Genomic DNA, 4090 nt, shown 5'->3' with positions numbered 1-4090 from the left:
CGCGGGCCGGCAAGCCTGCCGCGGGCTCTGGTTCGGCCAGCCCTCGAACACCGGCATGGTCAGCCTGCGCGGGATGCTGGACCCGGAGGCGGCCGCGGTGCTCAAGTCCGCAGTCGACCCGCTCTCGACGCCCTGCCCGAGCAAGGACAAGCACGGGCGCACCGTGGAGCCGGACCCGCGGACCCCGGCCACCCGCCGCGCCGACGCGCTGCTCGAGATCGTCGCCCGCGGCGTCGCCACCGCCGACGGTCTGCCCGTGACCGACAGGGCCAAGCTGGTCGTCACCGTCGAGCACGACGTGCTCGCCGGGACCCTCCGAGGCACCGGACTCGCGTTGACCGGCGACGTGCTGCCGGTGGGCACCGTGCGCCGGCCCCGGCGGGGCCTGACGCATGCCCGGGACGTCCAGATCACGCTCTCTGCGGCGCCGGCGTGGCCGAGGTGGGCAAGGTGTGCAACGGAGCCGCTGCGGCAGATGCCGCGTCCTGCACCGTGCCGCGCGCTGTCTTGTGCCGACCCATCAGGACCGCCATGAGAAGCCCGGCCACGCTGAACCCGGCCATCACCCACGACGCTGCGCCGAGGCCCGACGAGAGAGCGTCGCCCGTGGAGGCGCCTTCGGCGGTCCGGTTCGCGATCACGGCGCCGTAGATCGACGCAGCGAGCGCGGTCGCAACGGCTGCCCCGACGTAGCGAGCCATGTTCGAGACCCCCGAGGCGGCGCCGACCTCGTTCGCGGAGACGCACGCCGTCGAAGCGGAGGACGCCGGGCCGTTGGACATGCCCATACCGACGGCGATGGCGATGAGCGGGAGGACGAAGGCGCCGTACCTCCAATCCGCCTGGACCAGGCCGACGGCCGCAAATCCCACTGCGGTCACCAGGAAGCCGAGACCGATGACCTGCCTGCCACCGAACCGTGCTGCCAGCTTGGGCACGAACGCCGCGATCACGACCAGGCCGACTGTCGCCGGAAGGGTGGCGATCCCGGCCTGGAGCGGGCTGAAGCCAAGGGTGGCGGGGTTCTGGAAGTACAGACTCAGCAGGTACATCAGGCCGTTGATCGTCCCTGCACCGATGAGGATCGCGATGGTTGCGCCGACGAGGATCCGGTTGCGCAGCAGAGCCAGGTCCAGCAGCGGAACCTCTACGCGACGTTCGACGATGACGAAGAGGTAGCCCGCGACGATCGACACGACGAAGCACCCGATGGTCGCAAGCGAGCCCCAGCCCCACTCGCTTCCCTTGCTGAGGGCCAGGATGAACGGTGCCAGAGTAAGGGCGACCAGCACGGTGCCGGCGTAGTCGATGGAGCGGGACCGGTTGGGATCCCGGGACTCGGACACCGTGAAGTAGGTCAGCACGATGCACACCGCGGCGATGACGGCGTCGACCCAGAAGAGGCCCTGCCACCCGGTGATGCCCACGAGAACGCCGCCGAGCAGGGGCCCCGCAGCCGCACCCACCGCAGCGGCCGCGCCCCAGTACGAGACCGCACGCAACTGCGCCTCCCCGCTGTTGGCCACCGACAGCAGGCTGAGGCCACATGCCAGGATCGTGGACCCGGCAGCCCCCTGGATGAACCGTCCGGCGATGACCATCCCGCCTGACGACGAGAGCGCGATCAGCACACAGGACGCCACGAACAGCAGTAAGCCCAGCTGGAAGACGCGTTTGCGTCCGAAGACGTCGCCCAACGAGCCCGACGTGACGATCACCGCGGCACCCACGAGCGAGTAACCGGTTACCGCCCACTGGAGGGTCGTGACGCTCGTACCCGTGTCCTCGCTGATCGCCGGCAGCAGGATGCTGACGGCTGACGTGTTCGCGTTGACGACCAGCGTCGAGAGGCACGTGGCCGCGAGGACGCCGCCGGCGCGTGAGGTGACCTCGACATCGCTCATGACGGCACGCTAGGTGGGAACAATTCCCATCGCCTCACCCCTTTCGGGCGAGCGCACGTATCGCAGAGGGCAGCGGGAGGTTTCACCCGGAACGGGTGAACGCCCTTGGCCAGGCCAACAACTACGTTGCGAACCACGGGAGTCCGGCGCGCTCAGCCCGTGCTCCATGCAGGAGGAGGGCGCTCATGTCTGCCGGTCGATCGCGGCACAGGTCCTTGCGGTCCCCCCACGGCGGGACGCGCTCGCTTGGCGTGACCTTGGCTGCTGCGCTGTGCCTGATCGTCGGCTGCAGCACAGGCGGCGACACACCCGTGCAGGCCGCCGAGGCGAACGTCGCCGCGAAGCAGAAGGCCGTCGACGACGCCAAAGCGGCAGCCACCGCCTCGAGCGCGACGTTCTGCACCGAGAGTGCCGACTACATCACCGCCCTGGACCGGTACGGCGACATCCTCAACCAGACCGCGCCGACCGTCGGCGACGTGACGACGGCGGGACGTGACCTGAAACAGCCGGGCCAGGACACGGCGTCCGCGGGACAGGCTGCCGTCGAGGCACACCAAGCTGTGGCGACGGCCGAACAGGAGCTCGCGGCTGCCGAGGCGGAGCTCGCCGCCGCCCGGGCGTCGGCGACCGGGGGGCCGGTGCCTCCCTCGACGTCACCCTCGTCACCGGTGTCGACTCCCACGCCAACAGTGCCCAGCGAGACGGTGACTCGAGTGCAGCAAGCCGAGAGCGAGTTCGCGACAGCGCAGGGCGCGATCTCGGACGACAGCCCGCTACGTCGGGCCTCCCAGCAGTTCAACGCAGCGGCTGTCGGCCTCGAGATGGCCTGGCTGCAGCTGTATGCCGCGGCCGGCTGCCTGACCGAGCCGCAGCAGGAGAAGGCGGCCGCGGCAGTCCATGACTACACGGCCGCCCTGCAGCAGGACCTGACCGATGCCGGCTATTACACGGGCAAGGTCGATGGTGTCTACGGGCCGACGACGACCGGTGCCGTCGAGGCCCTCCAGAAAGCGCACGGCCTGCCCGTGACCGGAACGCTGGACAAGGCCAGCGAGGCGGCGCTCCGGATGGACCTGGCGGCCAAGGGTGGCGCGTCTGCGGAGGCCGCCGTGGCCTCGACCGCGGCGATCCAGCAGACGCTGAAGCTCGCCGGCTACTGGGACGGTCCGGTGGATGGCCAGTGGACGCCGGCCCTGACGGACGCGCTGACAGCCTTGCAGAAGGACCTCGGCGTCCCGGAGACAGGAACAGTCGATGCCGCGACGGTGTCCGGGTTGGAGAAGGCGGTCAAGGAGTCGAAGGAGACCCCGACGGTCACGGCCACCGTGACGCAGACGACGACGCTGTCGCCGTCCTCGACATCAGGGAGCACCGTCGGCGACGGAGGGTAGCTGCGACCTGAGGAGTTGACAGCGGTGCACCCGAATGACGTCCTCGCCCTGCCATGATCGGAGGTGGGTGGCCGACCACGATCGGAGCAGCATTCGGATCGGCCCCATCCAGACTCTGATCAGCGAGGCCGAGTCCCTGGAGACACCCCTGTCGCGCACGCTCAACACCTTCGGGCGCCACCTCCTCGTGCTCATCCTCGGGCGGCCTACCTGTTCACCTGCCGGTTCCTCGACAGCTCGAGCCTCACCCTCGACGTCCTGCGCGGCAACAGCGCCCTGCGGTGGTCGGCGCTGGACCGTCGGCGCGAGCGCCCAGCCGTGCAGCGTGCCGCCTGGCGTCTGGTCCGTCTCAGAGGTAGAGGCCGGTCTGGCCGTCGTCGATGCGGGAGGCAGCGACGGCGTGGATGTCCCGCTCGCGCAGCAGCGCGTAGTCGTGTCCCTGCAGCTCCACCTCGGCCCGCTCCTCCGGATCGAAGAGGACCCGGTCCCCGAGCTGCACCTGCCTGACGTTCGGGCCGGTGGCGACGACCTCGGCCCAGACGAGACGTCGGCCGACCGAGGCCGTCGCAGGGATGAGGATGCCGCCGCCGCTGCGGCGCTCACCCTCGCGCTCGAGGCTGACGAGGAGTCGGTCGTGCAGCATGCGGATCGGCAGCTTGGACGCTGCCGACCCGCTCGTCGAGGTGCTCTTGGCCATGTGGTTGCGCTGGTTCCCGGCTGCTCAGCGAGCGTCAGCGGTGCCGGCGTCGACGAAGCAGGCCGACCACGACGACGAAGGCAACGGCGGCGGCC

Annotated in this window: 3 protein-coding genes and 1 pseudogene; 2 read left to right on the top strand and 2 right to left on the bottom strand. The window is 70.2% G+C overall.

From position 1 onward, the window contains the following. A partial coding sequence (locus VIR15_RS16870) for a DUF222 domain-containing protein (RefSeq protein WP_331929845.1) occupies positions 1 to 535 on the top strand: 535 nt, incomplete at its 5' end. A 148-nt stretch (positions 536 to 683) separates the two neighbouring features. On the opposite strand, the pseudogene VIR15_RS16865 reads toward VIR15_RS16870, so the two are convergent. Beyond that, positions 684 to 1904: pseudogene (locus VIR15_RS16865) on the bottom strand (MFS transporter); the annotation flags it as partial. Positions 1905 to 2089: 185 nt separating this feature from the next. Here VIR15_RS16865 and VIR15_RS16860 point away from each other — a divergent pair. Further along, positions 2090 to 3298 (top strand): peptidoglycan-binding domain-containing protein, encoded by a 1209-nt coding sequence (locus VIR15_RS16860; RefSeq protein ID WP_331929843.1) that lies wholly within the window; start codon positions 2090 to 2092, stop codon positions 3296 to 3298. A 349-nt stretch (positions 3299 to 3647) separates the two neighbouring features. On the opposite strand, the gene VIR15_RS16855 is transcribed toward VIR15_RS16860, so the two are convergent. Then, entirely contained in the window at positions 3648 to 3995 is a 348-nt protein-coding gene (locus tag VIR15_RS16855) for a GroES family chaperonin (protein WP_331929841.1), read from the bottom strand. Positions 3996 to 4090: the final 95 nt, after the last annotated feature.

The organism is Intrasporangium sp., assembly GCF_036566125.1.
GTDB lineage: Bacteria > Actinomycetota > Actinomycetes > Actinomycetales > Dermatophilaceae > Intrasporangium.
This window is presented reverse-complemented; position numbering and strand designations above follow the sequence as displayed.

What these genes read in the sequence shown, in the direction of transcription:
- VIR15_RS16855 (WP_331929841.1), bottom strand. Translation starts at nt 3,995, where the DNA reads ATGGCCAAGAGCACCTCGACGAGCGGGTCGGCAGCGTCCAAGCTGCCG.
- VIR15_RS16860 (WP_331929843.1), top strand. Translation starts at nt 2,090, where the DNA reads ATGTCTGCCGGTCGATCGCGGCACAGGTCCTTGCGGTCCCCCCACGGC.